This is a genomic window from Frankia sp. Cppng1_Ct_nod (assembly GCF_920656135.1).
Taxonomy (GTDB): domain Bacteria; phylum Actinomycetota; class Actinomycetes; order Frankiales; family Frankiaceae; genus Protofrankia; species Protofrankia meridionalis.
The window spans coordinates 1-26,128 of the sequence record NZ_CAKKTK010000019.1 but is presented as its reverse complement, the minus strand read 5'-3'; the positions used below and the strand labels follow the sequence as shown (position 1 = coordinate 26,128).

Sequence of the window (26,128 nt, the reverse complement as noted above, 5' to 3'; positions counted from 1 at the left end):
GGCGTCGGGCCGCTGAGCCGTGGAGCGGGTGACCGGGATCGAACCGGCATGGCCAGCTTGGAAGGCTGGGGCTCTACCATTGAGCTACACCCGCGGAGCGTCACTCAGCCTACCCCGTAGGATGGAGGAGCAACGCCACGGGGCGTAGCGTAGTGGCTAGCGCGCCTGCTTTGGGTGCAGGAGATCGGGAGTTCGAGTCTCCCCGCCCCGACCGGTAATCTCGGCGCGTCCATCCGATCCACCGCCGCATCAGGAGTTAGCCGCGCCGTGAAGGCCACCAAGGAGACCCTTAGCCCCACCCGGGTCAAGCTGACCGTCGAGGTGCCCTTCGACGAGCTCAAGCCATCCGTCGACGCCGCCTACCGCAAGCTCGCGCGGGAGGTCCGCGTCTCGGGCTTCCGGCCGGGCAAGGTACCTCCACGCATCCTCGACCAGCGCCTCGGTCGAGGGACGATCCTCGAGGAGGCCATCCAGGACGCCCTGCCACGGTTCTACAGCGATGCCGTGCAACAGGAGGAAGTCGACGTCCTGTCCCGCCCCGAGGTCGGCATCAGCTCGTTCGAGGACGGGGCGCCGCTCGTGTTCACCGCTGAGGTGGACGTCCGGCCGGACATCACGCTGCCGGACTACGACGGTCTTGAGATCACCGTCGACGCGGCCGAGGTGACCGACGAACAGCTGGAGTCGCAGCTGACGACCATGCGGGAGCGGTTCGCCGTCCTCAAGCCGGTGGAGCGTGCGGTGCAGACCGGCGACTTCATCTCGCTGGACCTGTCCGCGACCGTCGACGGCGAGGCCGTCGAGGGCGCCGAGGCCGCCGGCATGTCCTACGAGGTCGGTAGCGACACGCTGATCGACGGTCTGGACGAGGCGGTCACGGGCGCCTCCGAGGGGGAGAGCCGGACGTTCGAGACCGAGCTGCTCGCGGGCGAGTACGCGGGCAGCTCGGCGGAGGTCACCGCCACGGTCCGCGGCGTCAAGGAACGCGAGCTTCCCGAGCTGGACGACGACTTCGCCACGACCGCCAGCGAGTTCGACTCGCTGGACGAGCTGCTGGCGGACGTCCGTGAGCGTCTCGGCCGCGGCGCCGAGCAGAACCAGCTCACACAGGCTCGGGAGCGTGTTCTGGACGCTCTGATCGAGCGGGTCGACGTACCCGTGCCGGATTCGGTTCTCGACAGCGAGGTCGAGGCACGCGAGCACCGTCTGAGCCACGACCTCGAGCGGATGGGCGCCGACCGCGACTCCTACCTGGAGTCGCTCGGCCAGACCGAGCAGGAGTACCTCGACGAGGTGCGCCAGCTTGCCGCAAAGGCCCTGAAGTCGCAGTTCGTCCTGGACGCCGTGATCGATGCCGAGCAGATCGGTATCGACCAGGGCGAGCTGATGGAGCAGGTGATCGGCCGTGCGCAGCGTTTCGGCGTGAGCCCGGAGCTCTTCGCCCAGCAGTTGACGCAGGGGGACGGGCTGGCTTCGATCATGGCGGACGCCCTGCGTGGCAAGGCCCTCAACTTCCTGTTGGAGCAGGCGACCGTCGTCGACCCGGACGGCAATCCGGTCGAGCTGGCGCTGGCGCGCCGGCCGGAGCCGGCGGCCGAGGACGAAGTCGACGAACTCGATGAAGTCGACGAGACGGACAGGGTGGACGAGAGGGACATCGAGGCGGAGACGGGCGACAGCTCGGATCAACCCGGCGCCTGATCGCCCACCGTCGACGACGGGATGGCCCGCGACCCCCGGACATGACTGTCCGGGGGTCGTTGCGTGTGGGTGGTTCGCGCATCCCGGTTATCCGAAATGTAAGGATTGACGGATCCTGAACCGCCTCGTCCTCACGCCCAGCGCGAACATCGAGCGTGAAGTCCTGGAACCGGCGCGGGTCACAGATAGTGTCGAGCCGGTCAGATCAACCGTCGCCAGCGCGAGGAAGCCGAGGAGCTAACCGTGAGTAACATCGCAGCCCCGAGCCTGGCCGTCCCACAGTTGCGTTCGCCGGGGCAGGGTGGGATTGGTTTCGACGAGCAGGTCTTCAACCGCCTGCTCCGCGAACGGATCATTTTCCTGGGTTCGGTGGTGGAGGACCAGATCGCCAACGCGATCTGCGCCCAGCTGCTGCTGCTCAACGCCGAGGATCCGAATCGGGACATCTTCCTCTACATCAACTCTCCGGGCGGGTCCGTCAGCGCCGGTATGGCGATCTACGACACGATGCAGTACGTGGAGAACGACGTGGCGACGGTTGCTCTCGGTCTCGCCGCCTCCATGGGCCAGTTCCTGCTGTGCGCGGGCGCGTCCGGTAAGCGGTACTCGCTTCCGCACGCGAAGATCATGATGCACCAGCCGTCCGGTGGCATCGGCGGTACCGCATCCGACATCGCGATCCAGGCCGAGCAGATGCTTTACACCAAGCGGATGATGCAGGAACGGATCGCGTTCCACACCGGCCAGCCGATCGAGCAGATCGAGCGGGACTCCGATCGTGACCGCTGGTTCACCGCGGTGGAGGCCAAGGACTACGGGTTCGTCGACCATGTCGTCGCCCAGGCCCGCCAGGTCCCCAGCGAGGGACCGGTCAGCTGACGACCCCGGCGTCGACATCCGGCAACCGACCACCACACGCTCCTCGCGGAGGTACCCATCATGTACCAGCCGATCATCGGTAAGAGCCCGAGCGGTCAGCCCACCGGCCGATACGTCCTGCCGCAGGTCATCGAGAAGACCAGTCGGGGCGATATCGTCCTCAACCCCTACGAGAAGCTGCTGCGGGAGCGGATCATCTTCCTGGGTGCGCCGATCGACGACACGTCCGCCAACGACGTCATGGCGCAGTTGCTCTTCCTGGAGTCCGAGGACCCTGACCGCGACGTCTCCATCTACATCAATTCGCCGGGGGGGTCGTTCACCTCGCTGACCGCCATTTACGACACGATGCAGTTCGTCCGGCCCGACATCCAGACGATCTGCATGGGCCAGGCGGCTTCCGCCGCGGCGGTGCTGCTCACGGCCGGCACTCCGGGCAAGCGTTTCGCTCTGGAGAACAGCAGCGTTCTGCTGCACCAGCCCTCGTCGCAGGGCGAGGGGCAGTCCAGCGACATCGAGATCCAGGCCCGGGAGATCCTGCGGATGCGCTCGCTGCTGGAGCGGATGCTGGCCACTCACACCGGCCACACCGAAGAGCAGATCCGCCGCGACATCGAGCGCGACAAGTACTTCACCGCGGCCGGGGCCCGGGATTACGGCCTGATCGACGAGGTCATCTCGACCCGTAAGTCCTCCCGGCTGACATCGGCGACGCCAGCCGGCCGTTAGGGTCGGGCCGCGCCGTCGGGCACATCGCCGGGACGGTTGCCCCGTCCACGCCGTTCGAAGGTTCTACCGGACGGCGTGGACGGGCGAGGACACGGCAGATGACCGTAGGCTTGACCTACACGAGCCGCGCGATAGGGCTCTCACCGGGCGGCTGTAGGGGGTACGGTCCCCACGTGGACGCGACAGGTAGCCCACCAAAGCCGTTGGCGTCGTGGCGAAGTCGCCGGTGGCGGAGGGCAGGACGGTAACAGGCAAGCGATGACCGGGTGGCGTGGCCGCCCCTGACACGCAGGCGACACCATCGTCTGGACGAAGGGACTGAGTCCTCGGTGGCACGCATAGGTGATGGCGGTGACCTGCTCAAGTGCTCGTTCTGCGGCAAGTCCCAGAAGCAGGTGAAGAAGCTCATCGCCGGGCCCGGCGTCTACATCTGCGACGAGTGCATCGACCTTTGTAACGAGATCATCGAAGAGGAGCTGTCGGAGTCCTCGGATCTCAAGTGGGACGAACTGCCGAAGCCTCGCGAGATCTATGAGTTCCTGGACGGTTACGTCGTCGGCCAGGAACAGGCCAAGAAGACCTTGTCGGTTGCTGTCTACAACCATTACAAGCGGGTTCAGGCCGGCGGTGGAGCCGGTGGCGACACCAAGGGTGATGTCGAACTGGCGAAGAGTAACATTCTTCTGCTGGGGCCCACCGGGTGCGGCAAGACGCTGCTGGCGCAGACCCTCGCCCGAATGCTCAACGTCCCGTTCGCGATCGCCGACGCGACCGCGCTCACCGAGGCCGGTTATGTCGGTGAGGACGTCGAGAACATTCTACTCAAGCTCATCCAGGCTGCCGACTACGACGTCAAGAAGGCCGAAACCGGCATCATCTACATTGACGAGGTCGACAAGATCGCGCGTAAGTCGGAGAACCCCAGCATCACCCGGGACGTCTCCGGCGAGGGCGTCCAGCAGGCCCTGCTGAAGATACTGGAGGGGACGACCGCAAGCGTTCCACCGCAGGGCGGTCGCAAGCATCCGCACCAGGAGTTCATCCAGATCGACACCACGAACGTCCTGTTCATCGTTGGTGGGGCCTTTGCCGGGTTGGACCGGATCATCGACTCGCGGATCGGTAAGAAGTCGCTGGGATTCCGGGCGGTCCTGCACGGGAAGGACGATCCGGAGGCGGCGAGCGTCTTCAGCGACGTCATGCCGGAGGACCTGCTCAAGTACGGGATGATTCCCGAGTTCATCGGGCGCCTACCGGTGATCACAAGTGTGTCGAACCTCGATCGGGAAGCGCTCATCCGCATTCTTACCGAGCCGAAGAACGCCCTGGTCAGGCAGTACAGGAAACTGTTCGAACTGGACAACGTCGACCTTGATTTCACCGCTGACGCCCTGGACGCGATTGCGGACCAGGCCATCTTGCGCGGTACCGGCGCGCGCGGGCTGCGGGCAATCATGGAGGAGGTCCTGCTGTCGGTCATGTACGACATCCCGAGCCGTAAGGACGTCGCCCGGGCGGTCGTGACCCGTGAGGTCGTCCTCGAACACGTCAACCCCACGTTGGTCCCACGCGATGTCGCCGCATCCAAGCGGACCCCGCGCCAGGAGAAGTCGGCCTGATGCGGCACTAGACTGGACAGCGTGGGAGATTCTGGTGTCGACGCGGCTGGTCTCGCCCGGGTGGAGAAGGCCCTTGCCGGCCGGTTTCCGCACCGCATGCTGCCCGACCTGGAACGCATGCGGGACTTGGTCGACCTGCTGGGGCAGCCACAGCGTTCCTACCCGTCGATCCATCTGACCGGGACCAACGGCAAGACCTCGACGGCCCGCATGGTGGACGAGCTGCTGCGCGCCTTCGGGATCAGGCCCGGCCGTTACACCTCTCCGCATCTTGAGAACGTCACCGAGCGCATCAGCGTGGACGGACGGCCCGTGGACGCAGCCGCCTTCACCCAGGCCTACGACGACGTCATCGCCTGCGTGGAGCTTGTCGACGGCCGGCATCCCGAGCGGGTCACGTTCTTCGAGCTGTTGACCGCGATGGCCTTCTCGGCGTTCTCGGACGCGCCGGTCGATGTCGGGATCATCGAGGTCGGCATGGGCGGGAGCTGGGACGCGACCAATGTCGTTGACGCGGCCGTGGCGGTTGTGACCCCGATTTCCCTCGATCATCCGGAGCTTGGGGACTCGCCCGAGACGGTGGCTGCGGAGAAGGCCGGCGTCATCCACCCGGGTGCGCTTGCGGTGCTCGCCCAACAGCCGCCGGCAGCGGCGGAGGTCCTGTTGCGCCGGTGCGCCGAGGTCGGCGCCACGGTGGCCCGGGAGGGGCTGGAGTTCGGGGTCCTCGCCCGCAGCGTCGCCGTCGGCGGGCAGCTGGTCACCATCCAGGGGTTGGGCGGCGTCTACGAGAATCTCTTCCTGTCCCTGCACGGACCGCACCAGGCACACAACGCCGCGTGCGCGCTCGTGGCGGTCGAAGCGTTCCTCGGTGGCGGCCGTGACCTGCTGGACATCGACGCCGTTCGGGCGGGGTTCGCCCGAGCAGAGTCCCCGGGCCGCCTGGAGGTGGTCCGGCGCTCACCCACGGTCCTGCTGGACGGAGCCCACAACCTGGCAGGCGCCCAGGCGCTGGCCACCGCGTTGGACGAGGCGTTCAGATTCGATCACCTGGTCGGTGTCGTGGGAATACTCGCCGAAAAGGACGCCGTCGGCATCCTGGCCGTGCTCGAGCCGGTTTTGCATGCGGTGGTCGTCACCCAGAGCAGTTCGCCGCGGGCAATTCCTGTTGACGACCTTGCGCAGATCGCGGTGGACATCTTCGGTGACGACCGGGTGGAGGTCGCCGCTCGGCTTGACGACGCGCTCGACGCCGGTGTGCGTCTCGCCGAGCAGGAGGCGGAGCTCGGCGGTGCCGGGGTGCTGGTGACCGGGTCGCTTGTGACGGTGGGGGAGGCCCGGCACCTTCTGCGTCGCTGACGGGTAGGTTGCTACTGTGCCGAAGGTGGCGCGATCATGGTTTTTCCTGCGCCACCGGAGGCCTTCGAGAGGTCGCTGTGCCGAAGGTGGCGCGATCATGGTTTTTCCTGCGCCACCGGAGGCCTCGAAGAGGCAACAACAGTTGCGGAATGCTGCGACTGTCCGTGTGAGTGAGCAGAAGAAGGAGTTCTGTGTCCGTCGAACGTACCCTCGTCCTGGTCAAGCCCGACGGCGTGAGCCGTGGCCTCGTTGGCGAGGTCGTCGGCCGGCTGGAACGCAAGGGTCTCACCCTTGTCGCGCTCGAGCTGCGCACGCTGGAGCGATCGGTCGCCGAGACCCACTACGGCGAGCACGCCGCCAAGCCGTTCTTCGGTGAGCTGGTCGACTTCATCGTTTCCGGTCCGCTGGTCGCGCTGGTGGTCCAGGGCCCGCGGGCGATCGAGGCGGTGCGCGGCCTGATCGGCGCTACCGATCCGGTCAAGGCCGCCCCAGGGTCACTGCGGGGTGACCATGCCCTGGAGATCGGGCAGAACCTCGTTCATGGTTCCGACTCACCGGAGTCGGCCAAGCGCGAGATCGACCTGTTCTTCCCCGGGCTCAGCTGAGGCCCGCGAAGGTCTGCGCCTGGGTGGATACGTCATGGTCGTCGATTGTGGCGGGTCTGCCCAGGTTGGGGAATATTGTCGCTCCAGGTGTCTCCACTGGTTGCCTCAGGTAGCATCCTTGTGACTCCGGGTGTTAGAACTGGTCGGACGGGTAGGGGCCGGCAGGCCGGATGGCCCGGCGTGTCGCGTGGACCGTCACGCGTCAGGTATCCCTTACACGGACGGCAGCTCGAGGGGCCCGGTCTAGGCTTTGGTGTCCGCTACAGCGTCTCTACTGAGTTACTGGACTACTGGATGGGGCACGTCGAAGAAGCAGTGGATATGCCCTCGTTACGGACACCGCCTGCCCTACAACCCCAGCACGCCCTGCGTGCGCAACCAAACCGCACACCCGGGAAGGCCGGCATCCGACGATGTCCAGTTCGTTGTCGTTCCTAGGCCGTGACATGGCCGTCGACCTTGGCACCGCCAACACCCTCGTCTACGTGCGTGGTCGGGGGATCGTGCTGAATGAACCGAGCGTGGTCGCGATCAATACCACCACGACAGGGATTCTCGCGGTTGGTACCGAGGCCAAGAGGATGATCGGCCGCACTCCCGGCAACGTTGTCGCGGTCCGTCCCCTCAAGGACGGTGTGATCGCCGACTTCGACACCACCGAGCGCATGTTGCGCTACTTCATCCAGAAGGTTCACCGGCGACGGCACTTCGCCAAACCGCGGCTGGTCGTGTGCGTCCCGTCCGGTATCACCGGGGTTGAGCAACGAGCCGTCAAGGACGCCGGCTATCAGGCCGGCGCACGCAAGGTCTACATCATCGAGGAGCCGATGGCCGCAGCCATCGGAGCCGGGATGCCCGTCCATGAACCCACCGGCAACATGGTGGTCGACATCGGCGGCGGAACCACCGAGGTAGCGGTGATCTCGCTGGGCGGGATCGTGACCAGCCAGTCCATCCGGACCGCCGGGGACGAACTTGACACGGCGATCATCTCCTATGTCAAGAAGGAGTACTCGCTCATGCTCGGGGAGCGGACGGCGGAGGAGATCAAGATGGCTATCGGCTCCGCGCACAAGATGTCCGATGAGCCCAGCGCCGAGATCCGCGGCCGTGACCTGGTCTCCGGCCTGCCCAAGACGATCGTCGTCACCGCCGAGGAGATCCGTAAGGCGGTGGAGGAGCCGGTGAACGCGGTCATCGACGCGGTCAAGGTCACCCTCGACAAGTGCCCGCCGGAACTGTCCGGCGACATCATGGACCGCGGGATCGTCCTGACCGGCGGGGGAGCGCTGCTGCGGGGCCTGGACGAACGCCTGCGTCACGAGACCGGCATGCCGATCCACATCGCGGACAACCCGCTGCACTCGGTCGCGATGGGCTCCGGCAAGTGCGTCGAGGAGTTCGAAGCGCTTCAACAGGTGCTCATCTCCGAGCCCCGTCGCTGACCCTTGCCGGGCACGGGGATGCCGGCTGCGGAGGCGTCAGGTACGGAGGCGTCAGGTACGGAGGCCTGTGGTGGGACGTGACACCCGGCGCTCCCGCATCGTCGTCCTCGTGCTGCTCGTGGTCGCCTTCATCCTGATCACAGTCGACTATCGTTCCAGCGACAGTTCGTCCGGTGCCCGGGGTATGTTGCGTGGCGCGTTCGGCGGGGTCGAGGACGCGGTGAGCACGGTCACCCGCCCGATCGGGCGTACGGTGTCGTCGCTCACCCACCCCAACCGCTACCGGCAGCGCGCGGACGCGCTCGCGGCGGAAAACGCGCAGCTGCGGCGTCAGGTCGCAGACGATGCCGAGGTGCGCCGCCAAGCCGCCGCGCTGGTCAGCCTGCGGCTGCTCGCGGACAAGGGGCAGTACATGATCGTACCCGCCAGGGTCATCGCGGTCGGGGACGTCACCGGCACCGACTGGACCGTCACGGTCAACGCGGGTAGCGACAACGGGGTCGCACCGGACAAGTTGGTGATCAATAGTGACGGGCTGGTGGGCACGGTGCTTTCCGTGACAGCCCACACCTCGGTGGTCCGGCTTGCCTGCGATCCCGCGAGCCACATCGGCGCCCGCTTGGAGAGCACCCGGCTGCTCGGCGCGGTCTCCGGCGGTGGTGGTCCCGACGTCCTCACGTTCACCCTCTACGACGCATCCCATCAGATGAAGGTGGGAGACAGGTTGGTCACGTTCGGCAGTCTGGACTATGCCGCCGGGGTACCGATCGGTGTCGTCGCGAAGGTTCTCGACGCGGGCGGGGGTCTCTCGCGTTCGGTCGAGATCACCACGTTCGCCTCGATGGGGTCGCTGGACATGGTCGGCGTCATCGTCGGCAAACCCGTGAGCGACCCCGGCGACCGGGTGCTGACACCGCTTCCCGCACCGCCGTCACCGGCTCCGTCCTCGGCGGCTCCGTCGCAGGCTCCATCCCCGGCTCCGTCGCAGGCCGGACCCTCGGGACCCGCCCAGATCTCTCCGGTACCGGCGCTCGCCCCCGCGGCGACCGCCGGCACCGGTTGAGGCGCGGCCATGTGGGACGCGGGGACGCGTGAGGCCGAGGTTCGGGGCAGGAGCGTCGCGATGGCCATCGTCACGATGGTCGTCGCGATCGTGCTACAGCTGTCGGTCGTTGCCGCCCTCGACCTGCCGCTCGGCCCTCCCGACATCGTTCTGATCATGCTGGCCTGCGCGGCGCTCGTGGAGGGACGGCTGTTCGGAGTGATCGTCGGTTTCGTCGTCGGGCTGGTCGCCGACCTGCTCTCGACTCATGTCCTCGGACAGACCACGATGATTTTCTGCTTGGTCGGGTACGGCGTGGGACTGGCCTCTGACGAGGCTGAACGCACGGCATACCTGCCACTGGTGGTGGTCGCGGCAGCCTCGGCCCTGGGGACGGCCGGTCACGCGGCAATGGCCGCCATCCTCGGTGATGTCAGCCTGACCGGAACCCAGGCGCTGCTCCGCACGGTCGGTGCCGCGCTCTATGCGTTGGTGCTGACCCCGCTGGTGTTCCCGCTCGTGGGAGTCGGTCTGCGGCGGCTGCGCGGGGACCGCTCATGAGAGGACTGCCGTCATGAGAAGGCGCCGACCCGCGGCCGAGACGCTGGACGACCGCATCCGGCTGCGGGTGGTGGTCCTGCGTGTTCTCGTTGTGTCACTCTTGGTAACCCTTGGTGCTCGTCTGTGGGCATTGCAGGTGCTCAACGGTGAGCACTACCGCCACGTCGCGGAGGCCAACCGGGTACGTGAAGTGGTCATGCCGGCGACTCGCGGCCTGATCGTGGACGACCAGGGGCATGCTCTGGTCCGTAACCGCACGTCACTGGTCATCTCGGTGAACCGTTCGGTGATCGACCGACAGAAGGACTCCGGCGCGGCGGTGCTGGCGCAGTTGTCGAGCGTTGTCGGTATCCCCGCCGCCGATATCGCAAAGCGCATCCAGTTCTGCTCGGCCACGGTGAAGCCGCCGTGCTGGAACGGCTCGCCCTACCAGCCGGTACCGGTGGCCAAGGATGTCCCCCCCCAGCAGGCGCTGGCCGTCATCGAGCATGCCGACCGGTTCCCCGGGGTCTCGGCCGACCTACAGGCTGTGCGGGAATACCCTTACGGTTCCCTGGCCGCCCACGAACTGGGATATCTCAGCCCGGTCACCCAGGAACAGCTCGACTCCGACGGCGCCGGGCACGGGTACCACCAGAACAGCCTCATCGGTGTATCGGGTCTGGAATACACCTACGACGCTGACCTGCGCGGCTCCGACGGTGTGCAGAAACTGGAGGTCGACCGGTTCGGGAGGGTCGCCGGAACGGCGTCGTCGCTCGAGCCACGCAGCGGTGACAACCTGGTGCTGTCGTTGGACGTCGGTGTCCAGCAGACTCTCGAGCAGACCCTGCAGGATACGGTGAACAAGATCGGTGGCGGTTCGCGTACCGCGTCCGGTGTCGTGCTGGACGCCCGTACCGGTCGCGTCATCGCCATGGCCAGTCTGCCCTCCTACGATCCGTCCGTCTTCGTCGGTGGGATCTCCGAGGCCGACTACAAGGCGTTGTCGGATCCGGCCAACGGCATTCCCCTGCTGTCACGGGCGTACCAGGGTTCGAGCGCGCCCGGTTCGACGTTCAAGCCGGTGTCCACCGCGGTGGCCCTGAGCAACCTGGGAGCGTCGACCGACGGCAGGTACGACTGCGGGCCGTCGCTACAGATCGGTACCCAGGTCTTCCACAACTTCGAGGGGTCGTCCGCCGGACCGATCACCCTGCACCAGGCACTGGTGATCTCCTGTGACGTCATCTTCGACAAGTTCGCTTTTGACGCCTGGATCGCGGACGGCGGGTTGCGTAACGGCCGCGGTCCGTATGCGACCCCCGGCGAGTATTTCGTGACGATGGCGCGGGCCCTGGGATTCGGCAGGAGGACGGGGGTCGACCTGCCGGGCGAGATCGCCGGGTCGGTGGTCGGCCGCGACGGCGCGAAGGCGATCTGGGACGAGCTGAAGGACTCCTACTGCCGCCGGGCACAGAACGGCTACCCGGAGGTCACCGACCCTGCCAAGGCCGAGCGGTACCGCCAGTACGCCGCGGAGGCGTGCGTCGACGGCTACCTGTACAACGGCGGCGCGGCCACCCAGTTCGCGATCGGCCAGGGCCAGTACCTGTCGGTCAGTCCGTTGCAGCTCGCGGTCGCCTACGCAGCCATCGCCAACGGCGGGACGGTGTACCGACCTACCATCGCCGAGGCGGTGATGTCACCGGACGGCAGGGTCGTGCGGCGCATCCCCCCCACGGTCGTCGGGCGGGTTCCGGTCGCCTCCGAGACCTTTGCCTACATCCGTGACGCCCTGGCGGGTGTGACCCGCGAGAACGGCGGGACCGCGACCGGCGTGTTCGCGGACTGGCCGAACGACACGATCCCGGTCGCGGGCAAGACCGGTACCGCCGAGGTGGAGGGGCACGGGGACACATCCTGGTTCGCGTCGTTCGCGCCCGCGAACGACCCGCAGTACGTGGTGGTCGTGACCATCCCGGATTCCGGAACCGGCGCGCAGTACGCGGCCCCGGCGGTCAAGGCCGTCTACCAGAGCATCTACGGCATCGGGCGCGCCGCGGCGCTGCCCGGTGGCAAGCCTCCCGCGGACCTGCCGACCCCTGATCGGGACGGGACGTTCACCTCGACCGGAGCCACGCCGGAGCCGTCCACCGGCCCGTCCACCGGCCCGTCCACCGGCCCGTCCACCGAGCCGCTCGCGGGTCGTGCCGCGGACGTGCAGGCACTCGCCGTGACCGGCAGGACGGTCGTTCCTGTGATCGCCGGCGGGCCGGGATCGTCGCGGGGGCCGCTGGTCGTGGATCCGGGCGAATCCCCCGTCCCCGTCTCCGAGAGCCGGTCCACGGTCAGGGCCGATGACGGCCCGGTCCGTGGGCCGCCCTGAGAGCGCGTCCGCCGGTTCAGCGCGTCCGTCAGCATTCATGATCATATCTGGAGTGTCATGACCAGCCCGACCGCACTGCGTTCGTCTCCTGTTGCGCTGCGGGGACGGATCGGGCAGCTACGTGACCGGGCCTCGGGCCGGCACTCGCCGTTGCGCCGGCTGGACTGGCCGCTGCAGGTCAGCGTGATCGCGCTGTCGGTCCTCGGCGCGTTGCTGGTGTGGTCCGCCACCCGGCAACGCGAGATCGGAAGCGGTGGCGACCCGCAGATCTTCCTCAAGCGCCATGTGCTCAACCTGGCCATCGGGCTGGTACTGGCGACCGGTGCGATGCTGCTGGACTACCGGATCCTGCGTGCATATGCGCCGTTCGTGTACCTGGGATCGCTGTTCGGGCTGGTCGCGGTCCTTGCTGTCGGAAGCACGATCAACGGCGCGCACTCCTGGATCGTCCTGCCGGCGGGATTCCAGTTGCAGCCCTCGGAGTTCGCCAAGGTGGCCCTCATCGTCGGGGTGGCGATGATCCTCGGGGAGCGGCACGACGACCGCGACACCGGAATCCGGCTCGACCCCGGCCACTGGGACGTGATTTTGGTGCTGGTGCTCGCGGCCGTTCCGATGGCGCTCATCATGATGCAGCCCGACTTCGGCACCGTCATGGTATTCGTGTTCGTGATCCTCGGGATGCTCGCGGTCAGCGGCGCCCCGAGTCGATGGGTGATCGGACTCATCCTGTGCGGGGTATTTTTCGGCGCTGCCATCCTGCAGTTTCACCTGCTCAAGCCCTACCAGGAAGCGCGTCTTACCGAGTTCGTCCGGGACAACCAGCACGCCTCGTCCACCGGGTACAACGTCAACCAGGCGATGACGACGATCGCCAACGGCGGGGTGACCGGTCGGGGGCTGTTCCACGGGACGCAGACCCAGGGCCAGTTCGTGCCCGAGCAGCAGACCGACTTCGTGTTCACCGTCGCCGGGGAGGAACTGGGCTATCTCGGTGCCGGTGGCGTCCTCGTGCTGCTCGGCCTGGTGCTGTGGCGGGCATTGTCGATCGCCTTCGACTCGGGGGACTCCTTCGGGACGATGATTGCCACCGGGGTGGTGTGCTGGTTCGCCTTCCAGGCGTTCGTCAACATCGGGATGACCTTGGGGATCATGCCGGTGACGGGGTTGCCGCTGCCGTTCCTCTCCTACGGCGGGTCGTCGATGTTCGCGAACATGCTGGCGGTCGGCCTGCTACAGAACGTCCGCCTGCGTTCCCGCTCCGACCCGTACGCTCTGTAGGGTTGTGTGCCGTAGGCTCGCGTGCATGTCCGGACAGTCGCTGTTTCCCCGTCTGGAACCGCTGCTACCGCGGGTCCGCAAACCCGTGCGCTACCTTGGAGGAGAAGGAAACTCCCAGGTCAAGCCTTGGGCGGACGCGGTGGTCCGCTGGTGTCTCATGTATCCGGACGCCTATGAGGTCGGCCTGCCCAACCAGGGCATCCAGATCCTCTACGAGATCCTCAACGAGCAGCCCGACGTCCTGGCCGAACGAACCTATTCGGTCTGGTCGGATCTGGAGGACCTGCTGCGTGAGCACGGCATCCCCCAGTTCACCGTGGACGCCCACCGCGCGGTCGGTGACTTCGATCTGCTGGGTGTGAGTTTTTCCACCGAACTCGGCTATACGAACCTGTTGACCGCCCTCGACCTGGCGGGCATCCCACTGCACGCGCTCGACCGGGGTGACGAGCATCCGATCGTGATCGCCGGTGGGCATGCCGCGTTCAACCCCGAACCGGTCGCGGACTTCGTCGACGCGGTCGTCCTCGGCGACGGTGAACAAGCTGTACTTGCGATCACCGACGTGGTCCGGGCCTTCAGGACCGCGGGCTCCCCGGGTGGGCGGGGCGAGCTGCTCACCCGTCTCGCCCGGCGCGGGCTTGCCTACATCCCGGCCTTCTACGACGTGGACTACCGGCCCGACGGCCGCATCCACGCGGTTGTCCCGAACCGTCCCGGGGTGCCGGCCCGGCCGACGAAGCACACTGTCTCCGATCTTGATGCCTGGCCGTACCCGAAGGCACCGCTGGTGCCGCTCGCGGAGACCGTCCACGAGCGGATGAGCGTGGAGATCTTTCGTGGTTGCACCCGCGGTTGCCGCTTCTGCCAGGCCGGGATGATCACGCGGCCGGTCCGGGAGCGCACCATCGACACCATCGGCGAGATGGTGGCGCGGGGCCTGGAGGCGTCCGGCTTCACCGAGGTCGGACTGCTGTCGCTGTCCAGCGCCGACCACACCGAGATCGATGAGATCGCCAAGGGTCTGGCCGACCGGTATGAGGGCACCCACACCTCGCTCAGCCTGCCTTCGACACGGGTGGACGCGTTCAACGTCACACTGGCCAACGAGTTCTCCCGCAACGGTCGCCGCAGCGGGCTGACCTTCGCGCCAGAAGGCGGCTCCGAGCGTCTACGCAAGGTCATCAACAAGATGGTCAGCGAGGAGGACCTGGTCCGTACGGTCAGCACGGCCTACGCCCAGGGCTGGCGGCAGGTGAAGCTGTACTTCATGTGCGGTCTGCCCACCGAGACCGACGCCGACGTTCTCGCGATCGCGGGCCTGGCCCGTGAAGTGATCAAAGCGGGACGTCGGGCCAGCGGCCACCGCGACGTTCGCTGCACCGTCTCGATCGGAGGCTTCGTCCCGAAGCCACACACGCCGTTCCAGTGGGCCGCGCAGGCGTCCCACGAGGTCACCGACCGCCGGCTGCAGTTGTTGCGTGACGCCATCCGCGGCGACCGGGACGTCGGGCGGGCGATCGGGTTCCGTTACCACGACGGACGTCCGGGCATCATCGAGGGCCTGCTCGCCCGTGGCGACCGCCGGGTCGGCGCAGTGATCGAACAGGTGTGGCGTGACGGCGGTCGGTTCGACGGGTGGAGCGAGCATTTCTCCTTCGAACGCTGGGAGAAGGCCTGCGCCCAGGTACTGGGGCCGCTCGGGGTGTCCCTCGACTGGTTCACCGTCCGGGAACGCGACGAGCATGAGGTGTTGCCGTGGGACCACTTGGACGCCGGTCTTGACCGTGACTGGCTGTGGTCGGACTGGCAGGATGCGCTGCGCGAGACCGAACTGGACGACTGCCGCTGGACGCCCTGTTACGACTGCGGGGTCTGCCCGACCATGGGTACCGAAACGCAGATCGGCCCGACCGGCCGGACCCTGCTGCCACTCATGCCGTCCCCGGCGTCCCATGCCCCGTCGTCCCATGCCCCGTCGGCCCATGCCCCGGCGTCCTGACGGCCCGCCCCCGCCCCCGGTCGTCGCACGGGTGCGGGTGCGTTTCGCCAAACGGGGCCGGCTGCGCTTTCTGTCCCACCGGGACGTCGCGAGGACCTTCGAGCGTGCCCTTCGGCGCGCGGACGTCCCCATGGCCTACTCGGCGGGGTTCAGCCCGCATCCGCGCATCTCCTGGCTGGGCGCGGCCCCGACAGGCGCTGCCAGCGAGGCCGAGTACGTCGAGCTCGCCCTGGCGGAACATCGTGACCTCACCGCGCTGCGGGAGGCGCTGAACGCGGCGCTGCCCTCCGGGCTGGACGTTCTGGCGTGCGCGCCTGTCACCTCGACCCCGCTGGCGGAGCTGGTGGACGCGTCGCGCTGGCGGGTGCGGCTTCCCGGTGTCACGGTTGGTGAGCTCACCGCCGCGACCGATGCGCTGCTCGCCCGTGACCGGGTCGAGGTGGATCGGGTGACCAAGGACGGACGCCGCCGGTTTGATGCCCGCCAGGCAGTGGTCTCGATGGTTTGCCGTGCGGAGAACGACACCTGTGCGATACTGGATGTGGTTGTGCGGCACACGACGCCCGCCGTACGACCCGATGACGTGCTGACCGCCCTTTGCGTGGTCGCTGCTCTTCGGTTGCCAGTGCCACCCGAACCGATCCGGCTCGGGCAAGGTCGGCTACTGGAGGATGGCACCGTGGCGGACCCGCTCATGCCGGACCGCGACGAGGCAGGCCGGTTGGTCGGCCGACTCGATGAATGATGCAGGGCGTCGCAGGATTCGCCGACGGTACGCCGTCGGACCGAGACAGCGGTTCCTGAGCGGTCGCGACTGCGAAAGCAGCGCGCCCGGGGACCCGAGAGGCTTCATAACCCGTGCCCGACGACATCCCGACAGACTCCGATGGGACACCCATCACTCGTCCTGCCCCGCGACGACGGCGCGCAGCCGGACGGTCCGCCGGACCGCCACCGGACGTCCTGACCGACGCGTTCCCGCTGGCCGAGTCATCCATCCTCCAGCCACCGACAACCAACCAACCCGTGGGTGCGCAGGCTGATCAACCTGTGTCGACCGTCGGCGGCGACCCGTCCCCGGCGGATCGGATTCCATCCGATCTTACCGATGCGGGGGCCTCCCCGCCCGTGCCTTCGACACCCACGGGTATCTCCGGGACACCCGTGACCACGGATGCAGGCCCGACCGGGCAGCCCGGTCAGCGCCCACGCCGCGGGCGGGCCGTCACCACGGTGACCTTCCAGGCGCCGGACCCGGCTGTCCTCGACCTGGTACCGCGTCGCCGGCGCAGGGGGACCTCACCGTTCGATACCGATGCGGTGAGAGTAGGCCTTCTGAACGCCGCGGCTGGGACCTCGGGTGCCGTGGCGTCCGGTCCGGTTACCAGGAGCGATCCGAACCCGCGGTCACGGCGGGGCCTCGACACCGACATCCTCGCCGCCGACCTCGATGCCGATGCTGATGGCGAGTTCGAGCCGGAGGCCACGTCCGCCTACCTGGAGGCTGACGGGAACAGCGATCCGGCGACCGACGACAGCGGCGACGGCAACTCGACGCGGCGCCGTCGCCGCGGCCGGCGGGGCCGGGGGCGCGCGCGGCTCGACGACGAGATCGATGGCACCGACGACGTGGATGTGTCCACGTTCGACGAGCCGGGCGTGCGGACAGCCGGCGACCGCGACGGTTCGGGCGACAGCGGTTCCCGTCGTCCGAACCACGATGACGCGGACGATGCGGACGATGCGGACGATGCGGATGACGCGGATGACGCGGATGACGCGGATGACCCGGCCGGGGACGAACCCGGCCAGGCGGGTGGGGCCGAGGCGGGCGGCGCGCCCGACGAGGAGGCAGGGTCGGGAAGTTCGCGTCGCCGTCGTCGGCGCCGTCGCAGGGACAGCGTCGGGCCGGTCGACGAAGCGGCCCCGGACGATCCGCCGGTCACGGTCGTGCACGTCCGCGAGAGCCGGAGCCGTGACGACGAGGTCCGGGGGCTCAGCGGCTCGACCCGCCTGGAGGCCAAGCGGCAGCGTCGTCGGGAAGGGCGCGACAACGGTCGTCGCCGCCCACCGATCGTCACCGAAGCCGAGTTCCTCGCCCGTCGGGAGGCGGTCGAGCGACGCATGGTCGTCCGCAACGCCGGCGATCGCACGCAGATCGCGGTGCTGGAGGACGGCGTCCTGGTGGAGCACTTCGTGACCCGGGCGAGTTCGTGGTCGTACGCGGGCAACGTCTATCTCGGCCGGGTCCAGAACGTGCTCGCGAGCATGGAGGCCGCGTTCGTGGACATCGGCAAGGGGCGCAACGCCGTCCTCTACGCCGGTGAGGTCAACTACGACGCCAGCGGGCTGGACGGGCGACCTCGCAAGATCGAGCAGGTGCTGAAGTCAGGCCAGTCGATCATTGTGCAGGTCAGCAAGGACCCGATGGGCCACAAGGGCGCACGGCTGACGAGTCAGGTCAGCCTCCCCGGTCGCTACCTGGTCTACGTGCCAGACGGACAGAACGCGGGGATCAGCCGTAAGCTTCCGGATACTGAACGTGTTCGTTTGAAGGGGATCCTGAAGAAGATCACACCGGAGAACGGGGGAGTGATCGTCCGGACCGCCGCGGAGGGTGCCAGCGAGCAGGAACTTGCCCGCGACGTCGCACGTCTGTCCGCACAGTGGGAGGACATCACCCGCAAGGCTGCGAAGTCCACCGCCCCCGCGCTGCTCTACGGCGAGCCCGACCTTGTGATCAGAGTGATCCGGGACATCTTCAACGAGGACTTCTCCGAGCTGGTCGTGCAGGGAACCGAGGAAGCCACGATGATCGAGGACTACGTCGACATGGTGGCACCCGACCTGCGTGACCGTGTCCGCCGGCATGTCGGCCCGGCCGACGTGTTCGAGGAGTACCGGGTGGACGAGCAACTCGCCAAGGCCCTGGACCGCAAGGTGTGGCTACCCTCGGGTGGATCCCTCGTGATCGACCGTACCGAGGCCATGACGGTCATCGACGTCAACACCGGCAAGTTCACCGGCAAGGGCGGCAACCTCGAGGAGACGGTCACCAAGAACAACCTGGAGGCCGCGGAGGAGATCGTCCGGCAACTTCGGCTCCGTGACATCGGCGGGATCATCGTCATCGACTTCATCGACATGGTCCTGGAAAGCAACCGGGAGCTTGTGCTGCGGCGCCTGACCGAATGCCTCGGCCGGGACCGCACCCGCCATCAGGTCGCGGAGGTGACAAGCCTCGGGCTGGTGCAGATGACCCGCAAGCGGGTCGGTCAGGGGCTGCTGGAGGCCTACAGCGAGCCCTGCGCACACTGCAACGGACGTGGTGTCATCGTGCACCTGGACGGCCAGTCCGCGCCGCCCGTGAGGGACCCGGGTCCGTCCACTCCTGCCGTACCGATCCCCCCGCCGGACAGTGCCCCGCAGGCTGGTGGGCCGTCGGCCGGCGTCCAGGATCAGCCGGCCGCGTCCGCCCCGGTGGACACCGACGATGCCGCTACCACCGGGCAGACGGGTGCGACGAACACGTCGGGGTCGGTGACCAACGGTTCCCGGACCTCGGGCGTTCGTTCGGCCGGTCGCCGGCGTGCGTCGCGTGCGACGGCCGCGCCGCAGGAGACAGCGTCCAGCGGCCTGGAATCGGTGGCGGGAGGCCGCGAAAACTGACCGATGCGACCGGGCCCGACCAGGCGGATGAGTGCGGTGCCGGCTGGTTTCGGCCGGTCATCGCCGGACGGGAGACGCGATGTCGCCGACCACGCGGTACTGCGCGGGTTCCCGTCGGACGAGGTCATGGCGGCCTCGCTCGCGCAGGAGCGTGTCCAGGGTCGCGCGGGACCGGGCCAGCGCGCCGTCCACCGCATCGCTGGCCCGGCGGTTGTCTCCCATCTGCAGGGCGTAGGAGGCTACGACCAGCGCCTGGACGACGTCGTCCTGGGCGGACAACGCGTCGGCGTTCGGTTTCTGCCCGGCGGATGGCGGCTGCTCGGCGACGCCGGCCGTGGACAGCCCTCGGGCACGTACAGCCAGCCAGCAGGCGGCACCCGCCGTGCTGAGCGCCCACCCCGCGCGGACCCCCGCGGGCAGGCCGACCAGCCCGTTGACGGCAACCCCGGTCACTGTCGTGACGACCACGGCGGACGCCGCGACCGTCGCCGACCGTCGCCGGGGGTCTGCCGTGCGAGCCGAGGTCATCAACGGCCAACTCACTGTCAGGACAGCGGCGACCGTGACGGCTCCAGCCACGCAGATCACAACCTGCCAACCCACTGCAACCAACTCCCGCCCGGCCGTGAGCCGGTGCCCTGACCGCCGGTCCGGACAGCCGCACGCGTCCCTACCCATGCCTACCTCTATGCCTACCGCCACCGTGCCGTGGGCCTGCCGCCTGCGACCAGAAGTTCACCTGGTGCACGGTTGCGGGACCACGGTGCGTTTGCGAAGCACCGATGGTCGCGCGATGGTGGGCGACGCGCCATGGTTCATCGGTGCCATGGAGAGATCTGGCCGCTGGTGGGCGGGCCGTGCCAGCACTGCCGACGGGCCTGTTAAGGTAGTGCAATCAGGGCCGGTCGCGGTTGTCTTTGCGCCGTGTCAGGAAGCCCGTCCCGACTTCAGCAAGGAGAACCGGTGTACGCGGTCGTGGCCAGCGGCGGCAAGCAGCATAGGGTCGCTGTCGGCGATGTTGTTGACGTCGAGCTCGTCGATGGCGAGCCGGGCGCGGCCGTCAGCCTGCCGGCGCTCTTGCTTGTCGACGGCGACGCGGTAACCCACGACAAGGGCGCGCTCGCGTCCGTCGAGGTGACCGCCGAGGTTGTCGAAATCGTCAAGGGTCCTAAGATCAGGATCCACAAGTTCAAGAACAAGACCGGCTATCACAAGCGGCAGGGCCACCGTCAGAAGCTGACCCGCCTGCGGGTGACCGGCATCGAGACCGGGAAGGCCTGACAGACATGGCACATAAGAAGGGCGCGAGTTCGTCGCGCAACGGTCGTGACTCGAACGCCCAGCGTCTCGGTGTGAAGCGCTTCGGTGGTCAGTACGTCAACGCCGGCGAGATCATCGTGCGCCAGCGGGGTACGCACTTCCACCCCGGTTCGCAGGTTGGCCGTGGCAGCGACGACACGCTGTTCGCGCTGGCCCCCGGGCACGTCCAGTTCGGCACCCGTCAGGGACGCCGCGTCATCAACATCGTGCCCGCCGCGGAGCTTGTGTCCGCCTGACCCAGGCGGACATCCCGAAGCCAGCCGCGGTGGAGGAAGGCAGCAGTGCCCACCTTCGTCGACCGCGCCATCCTTCATGTCACCGCAGGTGACGGCGGGCATGGCTGCACCTCGGTTCACCGGGAGAAGTTCAAGCCACTCGGTGGACCGGACGGTGGTAACGGCGGGCGCGGCGGGGAGGTCATGCTCCGGGTCGACCCGAGCGTGACGACCCTTCTCGACTTCCACTTCCATCCCCACCAGCGAGCGTCCGGTGGCCGGCCCGGTCAGGGCTCGAATCGGCACGGTGCCGACGGTGTCGACCTTGTCCTGTCGGTACCGGACGGGACGGTCGTCCTGAGCCCGGACGGCGAGCAGATCGCAGACCTCGTCGGTGCCGGTAGTTGCCTGGTGCTGGCCCGTGGCGGCCGTGGTGGCCGTGGCAACGCCTCGCTGGCCTCCGCCCGGCGAAAGGCCCCCGGGTTCGCCGAGCTCGGTGAACCCGGGGAGCAGCTCGACGCCGTCCTCGAGCTGAAAACCGTCGCGGATGTCGCGCTGGTCGGATTCCCGAGCGCCGGCAAGTCGTCGCTGGTGTCGGTGCTCAGCGCGGCCAGGCCGAAGATCGCCGACTATCCGTTCACCACGCTCGTGCCCAACCTCGGTGTGGCGCAGGCGGGGGACCTGCCCCCCTACACGGTGGCGGACGTCCCGGGCCTGATCCCCGGCGCGAGCACCGGGCGTGGCTTGGGGCTTGAGTTCCTGCGCCATATCGAACGCTGCTCGCTCATCGTGCACGTCCTGGACTGCGCGACCCTCGAACCGGGCCGTGACCCCCTCACCGACCTGGATGTCATCGAGGCCGAACTCGCGGCCTACTCGGCGGACCTCTCCGACCGGCCCCGGGTGGTCGTACTGAACAAGATCGATGTTCCGGACGGCCGTGACCTGGCGGAACTGGTCAGGCCCGAACTCGCCGCCCGTGGGCTGGCTGTCTTCGCCGTGAGCAGTGCCACCCGCGAAGGCGTTCGTGCGCTCTCACTTGCGCTTGCAGACCAGGTCGCCGGGCACCGGGCGGCACAGCCGCCGCAGACCGCCACGCGGATCGTTCTTCGTCCGCGTGCGGTTGACGAAGCCGATTTCGCCGTCCGAGCCCACGACGACGGATTCGTGGTAACCGGTGCCAAGCCACTGCGATGGGTCCGCCAGACCGACTTCACCAACACCGAGGCGATCGGTTACCTCTCCGACCGGTTGGCCCGGCTCGGGCTGGAGGCCGAACTCACCCGCCTCGGCGCGGAGCCTGGCGTAGCGGTGACCATCGGTGACGTCACCTTCGACTGGGAGCCGCACCTGAGCGGACGTGGTGCCCACGGCCCGGGTTCCGCCGAGTACGAACACGCGGCTCTCGGCCCGCGTGGCAGTGACGATCGGCTCGCCAGCACGGTCCGGTTGACCAGGGCCCAGCGCCTTGCCCGCCGGGGCGGCAGCCTCGAAACCCCTGACGGGCCTGACAAGTCCGACGGCCCGTGACGGCCCGTGACGGCCCGTGACTTCGTGACCCGGGCTGACCGGGTCGTGGTGAAGGTCGGGTCGTCATCGTTGACAACCGCGACCGGCGGCATCGACGGTGACCGGGTCGATGCTCTGGTGCGCGCGGTGCTGCCACGCGCCGGACGCCTGGTGCTGGTTTCCTCCGGCGCCATCGCCGCGGGTCTCGCGCCGCTGGGGCTGACGCGGCGCCCGCGGGATCTCGCGACCCTGCAGGCCGCGGCCAGCGTCGGCCAGAGCATGCTCGTGCACCGGTACGCCACCGCGTTCGGGAAGGCCGGGCACCGGGTCGGTCAGGTGCTGCTCACCGCGACCGATGTGATCCGCCGGACCCACTACCGCAACGCCCGCACCACCCTTGACCGGCTGCTGGAACTCGGCGTCGTCCCCATCGTCAACGAGAACGACGCGGTGGCCACACAGGAGATCCGGGTCGGTGACAACGACCGGCTTGCGGCGATCGTCGCGCATCTCGTTTCCGCGGACCTGCTGGTCCTGCTTTCGGACGTCGACGGCGTCTATGACGCGAACCCCAGGCGTGGTCCGGCGACAATGGTCCGCGAGGTCCGGTCGGACGCGGACCTCGACGGGGTCGGTACCCGGGGGACGGGCAGCGCCGGGGTGGGCGTCGGCGGGATGTCGACGAAGATCGAGGCCGCCCGGATGGCGGCGTCGGGTGGTGTCGCAACGATCATCACCTCGGCGGCGAAGGCCGCCGACGCACTCGCCGGAGTCGATGTGGGGACGGTGTTCCACCCCACTGGGCCGCGCCGCGCGTCCCGGTTGCTGTGGCTCGAGCACGCAACCACCCCGCAGGGTCGGCTCTTCCTCGACGACGGCGCGGTCGACGCGGTCGTCGACCGCCGGGTGTCGCTGCTGCCGGCCGGGGTCACCAAGGTCGATGGTGACTTCTCCGCGGGTGACCCGGTGGATCTGGTCAACCCTTCGGGACAGCCGGTCGCCCGGGGGCTGGTCGCCTATGACGTGGTGGAGCTGCCCGGGATGCTGGGCCGTTCGACGTCCGAACTTGCCGCGGAACTCGGTTCGTCCTACGAACGCGAGATCGTCCACCGCGACGATCTCGTCCTTCTCCCGCCCCGCCGCTGACCTGATCTGGAATGTCGGTCCAGTACCGCGAAGCCGGTCGGTAGCCGTCTCCGGGGCCTGCAACCTCCTATAACCGCCGTACAGTCCATGATCCGCGCAAGTTCATCGGTGTGTACGCTTTTCAGCGGAGTAGGTGTACATATAGACAAACTCGTACCGATCTTGTTGAAGAACACTCAACCACCTGGCGTCGTCACCACGATGAACACGATGCCGCGGTCCTGTCCCGGGCCGTTCGGTCGATCAGGGGGCGGTGGTCCGCACCTGACTGCCGCGGGGGCCCTTGACGACGATGATCTGGGCGGGGATGCGCTGGCGCAGGTCGGCGACGTGGCTGACTACGCCGACCAGTCGCCCGCCGGAACGCAGGTCGTCCAGGACGTTCATGACCTCCTCCAGGCTGTCGGGGTCGAGACTGCCGAAACCCTCGTCGATGAACAGCGCATCCATGGTCTGCCCGCCGGACTCGGCCGTGACCACGTCGGCGAGTCCCAGTGCCAGACCGAGAGCGGCCTGGAAGGTCTCCCCGCCGGACAGGGTGGCGGTGTCACGCTGCCGGCCCGTCCACGCGTCCTCGACGAGAAGCCCGAGCCCGGCCCGGCGGCGTCGGTCGCGGCGTGCGCCGCCGGCGTCGTGGACGAGGGTGAACCGGCCGCCGCTCATCGCGGACAGCCGATGGCTTGCCGCGGCCGCGACCTCCTCCAGACGGGCGGCGAGGACAAAGCTCGACAGGGGCATGCCGTGGCGGTTACCGCCCCGACCCGCGGCGACATCGGCAAGGCCGCGCAGCTCGTGGGCGCCATCCCGCAGTGGCGGCACGATCGCGAACGCCTCGGCGAAGACCGGAACAAGGTCGGACAGGCGCCGAGCCCGGTCACCGGCGCGAGCCGCTTCGGCGAGCGCCGATTCGTGCGCATCGCGGGCTGCCAGCACGGCTGCCTCTCGTTCGGCCACCGGTACCGGGGCGTCCGGGTCAACGGCCAACTGGGGACCGGCCAACCGGGACCGCACCCCCACCAGCTCGTCACGGTGGGCGTCCAGACGCGCCTGGACGTCGGTGATCCAGCTGTTCTCCCGACCGGCGGCATGGGCCGAGGCGGCGTCCGGGAAGCCGGCGGCGCGGGCGTCGTCCTGCGCATCCGACACAGCGCGGCGGTGCTCGGTGTCCGCGAGCGTCGCAGCGGACGCGGCCACGTGACCCTCGGCATAGGCTTCGGCGAACTGCGCGACCTCCCGCTGGCGGACAGCGAGCTGGTCTGCGGCCCGCAGCTCCGGCGGGAGGCTGGAACGCTGCCGCACGGCTCGCGCCCGGCACTCCTGGGCGTGGGCCCGAGCCAGCTGCTCGGCGGAGTTGTGCCCGGCCAGCTCGGCCGAGACCCGGGTTTCCTCGTCGTGCAGCAACGAGAGTGCCCGTTCGGCGGGCGGGGCGTCATCGGCGGTCGCGGCGAGGATGTCGGCCTGGCTCGCCAGGTCGGTGGCGGTCCGTTCGAACAACTCGGCAGGCAGCTCGGCAGGCAGCTCGGCAGGCAGCTCGGCAGGCAGCTCGGAACCCGTGAGGAGATCCCACGGCCGTGAGACGTCGTCGGCGCGCCCGGTCCTGCCGCTGCCCGTGCCTTCACGATCGGAGTGCTGGTCGCCGATCCCGAGCACGGTGACCGTCGCGAACGCCTCGACCGGGTCGAAGGACCTGTTGGGAGACCTGTCGGAATCGGCGGTGGACCCGCTGGGATCGGTTGCGACGGTGGCGGAATCCAGATGGCCCGACAGTTCCCCGGTCAGCGTGCGGATCCGCTCGTCCAACCGGTCTGCGTCGCGCCGGGCGTCGGTGGCCTGCGCCGCGAGTCGGTTGGCCGCTGCTTCGGCGGCGAGCTCGTCGTCCTTGCTGACATGCTCCGCCCGGACCTCGGCGGGGTCGGGATGCGAGAGCGAACCGCACACCGGGCAGGGGGAGTCGTCGACCAGGGCGGCGGCGAGCTCCGCGGTGATCGCGTCGAACCGCTGCTGGCGGATGTCGTTGGCCTGGTCCCGAGCGTCGCGGGCGGCCCGCTCGGCATCGTGCGCTCCGGTGGCGGCATTATGGCGTTGCCGGACGGCGACAGCAAGCTCGGCGGCCAGGCGTGCCTGCTCACGCACGCCCGGCACGGCAACCATGGCATCCCTCGCGCGGCGCAGCCGGACGTCGAGGGCGGCCCGCTGATCGGGAAGGTCGGTACGCAGGTAGGCGGTGAGAGCGGCGGCTGCGCCAGCATGCGTGTCGGCGTCGGTTTCGGCGGCGTGTGCCGCAGCGTCGTCCGCGTCGGCCTCGGTGAGGACGTCCGTGAGTTGTTCGAGGCGTCCCATGTCGGTGTGGGTGAGCCGGGACAGCCGCGCCAGCTCGTCGGCGGAGGCGTCATGGCGGGCGCTGAGCAGCCGCAGCCGGTGGCGTGCGGCATCCTCGGCGCGGTGGGCCTGCTCAAGGCTGTCCGCGCGGTCCCGTACGTGGTCGAGGGCTCGGCGAACCGGGTCGGCGCGGCGTGCCGCGTCCAGTTCGGCGGCCATGTCCCCGATCGTTTCCCGCTGAGCTTCGAGCGCCGCGAGCCGCGCGTCGAGGTCGCGGCGTTCGGCCTGGCGTTCGGCGAGCCCGCGAGCCTCGCCGAGCGAGTGTTCCGCGCGGCGGCGTGCCTCGGCGGCTTCGGCCGCCC

The 26,128-nt window shown here is 68.6% G+C and carries 20 protein-coding genes and 2 tRNA genes; 19 read left to right on the top strand and 3 right to left on the bottom strand.

Features of this window, described 5'->3' with window-relative positions:
* Positions 1-20: 20 nt before the first annotated feature.
* Positions 21-94, bottom strand: a tRNA-Gly gene (locus NBW77_RS08210).
* A 44-nt stretch (positions 95-138) separates the two neighbouring features.
* Here NBW77_RS08210 and NBW77_RS08205 point away from each other — a divergent pair.
* From NBW77_RS08205 to NBW77_RS08135, 15 genes are all read left to right on the top strand, one after another.
* Positions 139-211, top strand: a tRNA-Pro gene (locus NBW77_RS08205).
* A gap of 56 nt (positions 212-267) precedes the next feature.
* Positions 268-1,701: a trigger factor gene (gene tig / locus NBW77_RS08200; protein ID WP_131746113.1), complete on the top strand. Its 1,434-nt coding sequence runs from the start codon at positions 268-270 to the stop codon at positions 1,699-1,701.
* Between the two features lie 243 nt (positions 1,702-1,944).
* Positions 1,945-2,580, top strand: coding sequence for an ATP-dependent Clp protease proteolytic subunit (locus NBW77_RS08195; RefSeq protein WP_131746114.1), 636 nt, complete (start codon positions 1,945-1,947; stop codon positions 2,578-2,580).
* Between the two features lie 60 nt (positions 2,581-2,640).
* The gene (locus tag NBW77_RS08190) at positions 2,641-3,309 is read left to right on the top strand and encodes an ATP-dependent Clp protease proteolytic subunit (protein WP_131746115.1); all 669 of its coding nucleotides are present in this window, start codon (positions 2,641-2,643) and stop codon (positions 3,307-3,309) included.
* A gap of 329 nt (positions 3,310-3,638) precedes the next feature.
* A complete protein-coding gene (gene clpX / locus NBW77_RS08185; RefSeq protein ID WP_131746116.1) occupies positions 3,639-4,928 on the top strand; it encodes an ATP-dependent Clp protease ATP-binding subunit ClpX in 1,290 nt (429 codons plus the stop codon).
* 21 nt (positions 4,929-4,949) lie between these two features.
* Positions 4,950-6,284, top strand: a complete 1,335-nt coding sequence (locus tag NBW77_RS08180) for a bifunctional folylpolyglutamate synthase/dihydrofolate synthase (protein ID WP_242605703.1) — start codon at positions 4,950-4,952, stop codon at positions 6,282-6,284.
* Positions 6,285-6,475: 191 nt separating this feature from the next.
* Positions 6,476-6,889 (top strand): nucleoside-diphosphate kinase, encoded by a 414-nt coding sequence (ndk, locus tag NBW77_RS08175; RefSeq protein ID WP_131746117.1) that lies wholly within the window; start codon positions 6,476-6,478, stop codon positions 6,887-6,889.
* A 413-nt stretch (positions 6,890-7,302) separates the two neighbouring features.
* Positions 7,303-8,334, top strand: coding sequence for a rod shape-determining protein (locus NBW77_RS08170; protein ID WP_131746118.1), 1,032 nt, complete (start codon positions 7,303-7,305; stop codon positions 8,332-8,334).
* A 70-nt stretch (positions 8,335-8,404) separates the two neighbouring features.
* Complete coding sequence (gene mreC, locus NBW77_RS08165) at positions 8,405-9,397, top strand: rod shape-determining protein MreC (protein WP_131746119.1); 993 nt, start codon at positions 8,405-8,407, stop codon at positions 9,395-9,397.
* 60 nt (positions 9,398-9,457) lie between these two features.
* Entirely contained in the window at positions 9,458-9,937 is a 480-nt protein-coding gene (gene mreD, locus NBW77_RS08160) for a rod shape-determining protein MreD (RefSeq protein WP_242605704.1), read from the top strand.
* Between the two features lie 13 nt (positions 9,938-9,950).
* Positions 9,951-12,305, top strand: coding sequence for a penicillin-binding protein 2 (mrdA, locus tag NBW77_RS08155; protein WP_502799454.1), 2,355 nt, complete (start codon positions 9,951-9,953; stop codon positions 12,303-12,305).
* 57 nt (positions 12,306-12,362) lie between these two features.
* The gene (rodA, locus tag NBW77_RS08150) at positions 12,363-13,586 is read left to right on the top strand and encodes a rod shape-determining protein RodA (protein ID WP_131746121.1); all 1,224 of its coding nucleotides are present in this window, start codon (positions 12,363-12,365) and stop codon (positions 13,584-13,586) included.
* Positions 13,587-13,611: 25 nt separating this feature from the next.
* A complete protein-coding gene (locus NBW77_RS08145; RefSeq protein ID WP_250279511.1) occupies positions 13,612-15,588 on the top strand; it encodes a TIGR03960 family B12-binding radical SAM protein in 1,977 nt (658 codons plus the stop codon).
* A complete protein-coding gene (locus tag NBW77_RS08140; protein ID WP_131746122.1) occupies positions 15,572-16,333 on the top strand; it encodes a TIGR03936 family radical SAM-associated protein in 762 nt (253 codons plus the stop codon). Before NBW77_RS08145 ends, NBW77_RS08140 begins: the two co-directional genes overlap by 17 nt.
* A 419-nt stretch (positions 16,334-16,752) precedes the next feature.
* Positions 16,753-19,257: an Rne/Rng family ribonuclease gene (locus NBW77_RS08135; protein ID WP_242605706.1), complete on the top strand. Its 2,505-nt coding sequence runs from the start codon at positions 16,753-16,755 to the stop codon at positions 19,255-19,257.
* A gap of 57 nt (positions 19,258-19,314) precedes the next feature.
* Here the strand turns inward: NBW77_RS08135 and NBW77_RS08130 are convergent, their stop codons facing one another.
* Positions 19,315-19,836 carry an MFS transporter gene (locus NBW77_RS08130; protein WP_242605707.1) on the bottom strand — a complete coding sequence of 174 codons (522 nt, stop codon included), beginning with the start codon at positions 19,834-19,836 and terminating at the stop codon, positions 19,315-19,317.
* A 384-nt stretch (positions 19,837-20,220) separates the two neighbouring features.
* Between NBW77_RS08130 and rplU the strand changes: the two genes are divergently transcribed.
* From rplU to proB, 4 genes are read left to right on the top strand one after another with little or no spacing between them, the layout of a single operon-like run.
* Positions 20,221-20,538 (top strand): 50S ribosomal protein L21, encoded by a 318-nt coding sequence (rplU, locus tag NBW77_RS08125; RefSeq protein ID WP_131746125.1) that lies wholly within the window; start codon positions 20,221-20,223, stop codon positions 20,536-20,538.
* A gap of 5 nt (positions 20,539-20,543) precedes the next feature.
* Positions 20,544-20,813 (top strand): 50S ribosomal protein L27, encoded by a 270-nt coding sequence (gene rpmA, locus NBW77_RS08120; RefSeq protein WP_131746126.1) that lies wholly within the window; start codon positions 20,544-20,546, stop codon positions 20,811-20,813.
* A 45-nt stretch (positions 20,814-20,858) separates the two neighbouring features.
* Positions 20,859-22,322: a GTPase ObgE gene (obgE, locus tag NBW77_RS08115; RefSeq protein ID WP_131746127.1), complete on the top strand. Its 1,464-nt coding sequence runs from the start codon at positions 20,859-20,861 to the stop codon at positions 22,320-22,322.
* Between the two features lie 6 nt (positions 22,323-22,328).
* Positions 22,329-23,447 (top strand): glutamate 5-kinase, encoded by a 1,119-nt coding sequence (proB, locus tag NBW77_RS08110; protein ID WP_131746128.1) that lies wholly within the window; start codon positions 22,329-22,331, stop codon positions 23,445-23,447.
* Between the two features lie 243 nt (positions 23,448-23,690).
* On the opposite strand, the gene NBW77_RS08105 is transcribed toward proB, so the two are convergent.
* A partial coding sequence (locus tag NBW77_RS08105; RefSeq protein ID WP_250279510.1) for an SbcC/MukB-like Walker B domain-containing protein occupies positions 23,691-26,128 on the bottom strand: 2,438 nt, incomplete at its 5' end.